This window comes from Rhodothermales bacterium, from assembly GCA_041391505.1.
Classification (GTDB): domain Bacteria; phylum Bacteroidota; class Rhodothermia; order Rhodothermales; family JAHQVL01; genus JAWKNW01.
Window position 1 is genome coordinate 1 of sequence record JAWKNW010000068.1, and the last position, 1,667, is coordinate 1,667.

Sequence of the window (1,667 nt, forward strand, 5' to 3'; positions counted from 1 at the left end):
AGAATGCCCAGAGCACGTTTGAGATTAAGCTCTTGGTCTGAGGCGGCTTGTCGGGGTATTGACGCGCTACAGCCGCACTTAACTCGTCTTTGCTCATTTCGAGGACGTTACCTAGTCCGGGCCACCCAATCGAGATGACCCCATTCGCTAAGTCGAACTCCCAAGCGGCTTCAAACTTTTCCGTTGGGCTAACTGCATTTGGGGCAACAATCCAAAAACGCGTCATACGGCCTCCCCCAGCATTCGACTTGAGTTTTCATCGTAACATGTTACAATAGCTTATGGCCACTAGCCCGAAGAAGACGAAAAAGACCTCACCTCGTAGCCCACGGCAACGAATGGCAGCCCGGCGAGAGCGCTTGCGTGCATCGGGGTTGCGTCCGATCCAGCACTGGGTTCCGGATCTGCGTGATCCGAAGGTTCGTGCAGACCTTCGTCGGCAAGCCAAGCTGATGGCACGTCATCCCGACAATGAAGCCGTCGACGCCTGGATCGAAGCTACGTACGACTGGAGCGAGTGGAAGTGAAGCGTGGAGACGTCGTGCTGATCGTCTCTCCCGGCGATTTGGGACGGCCTCGACCCGGCATCGTTGTGCAGGCTGATGAATTCAAGGATCTGACGACGATCTTCATCTGCCCGATCTCCTCGGATGTTCAAGCGAATTTGCCGCTGCGGCCCACAATCGAAGCCGGCCCGTCGAACGGGCTCCGACTCCGCTCACAAATCATGACGGACAAGATGGTCGCCCTTCGACGCGACCGCGTTCGGAGCGTTATTGGCCATCTCGACTCGGAGACGACACAGGAACTTGATCGGGCCCTGCTCGTGGTGCTCGGACTGGCGCGCTGAGCGCAACTCACAATCGCCTTATCCCCGCATGAGGGGGATGCTGCCTGTCGTGTTGCCCTCTCACTGCGAATAGGCCACCATCCCCTCGCGCCAACCAACAACACAAGAGCCTGAGGAAACCCATGACCCAGACCTCGCGGTTCGACTATGGCTGGGTCATCGTCGCGGCGGGGGCGCTGATGACCTGCATCGGCTTCGGCACCATGCTGTCGCTGGCGGTGTTCCTGGCGCCGATCTCGGAAGCGATGGGCTGGTCGCGCGCCGGGGTGTCGGCGGCGGCGACGCTGGACTTCCTGTTCATGGGGCTTGCCGCCTTCGTCTGGGGCTCGCTGTCCGACCGCTACGGCACCCGCATCGTGGTGCTCGCCGGCAGCGTCCTGCTCGGCATCGGGCTCGTCAGCGCAAGCCAGGCGCAAGAGCTGTGGCAGTTCCAGCTTTGCTTCGGCGTCTTCATCGGCGTTGCCGCCGGCGCCTTCTACGCGCCGATGATGGCGCTGGCGAGCGCCTGGATCGACCGCCATCGCAGCCTCGCGGTGGCGCTGGTCTCCGCCGGCATGGGCGTGTCGCCGGTGACGGTCGCGCCTTCCGCCAGCATGCTGATATCGGCCTATGACTGGCGCACCGCCATGCTCGTGATCGGGATTGCCGCCACAGCGCTGCTGATCCCCGCCTGTTTCCTGATACGGCCGGCGCCGCAAGCTACCGCCGGCGCGAGCGCAGGCGCCGACACAGCGCCGCAGATCGAATGGACCGCGGCGCAGGCACTGCGCACCCCGCAATTCATCACGCTGGCATGCGCGCATTTCGCCTGCTGCGC

The 1,667-nt window shown here is 62.6% G+C and carries 3 protein-coding genes; 2 read left to right on the forward strand and 1 reads right to left on the reverse strand.

What is annotated here, in order from left to right; genetic code table 11:
- Positions 1-226, reverse strand: a 226-nt coding sequence (locus R2834_24845; protein MEZ4703583.1) for a hypothetical protein, incomplete at its 3' end; no start/stop codon positions are given.
- Positions 227-523: 297 nt separating this feature from the next.
- On the opposite strand from R2834_24845, the gene R2834_24850 reads away from it, so the two are divergent.
- Both R2834_24850 and R2834_24855 read left to right on the forward strand, forming a co-directional pair.
- Positions 524-850 (forward strand): type II toxin-antitoxin system PemK/MazF family toxin, encoded by a 327-nt coding sequence (locus R2834_24850; GenBank protein MEZ4703584.1) that lies wholly within the window; start codon positions 524-526, stop codon positions 848-850.
- Between the two features lie 122 nt (positions 851-972).
- On the forward strand, positions 973-1,667 hold a 695-nt coding region (locus R2834_24855; GenBank protein MEZ4703585.1), incomplete at its 3' end, for an MFS transporter.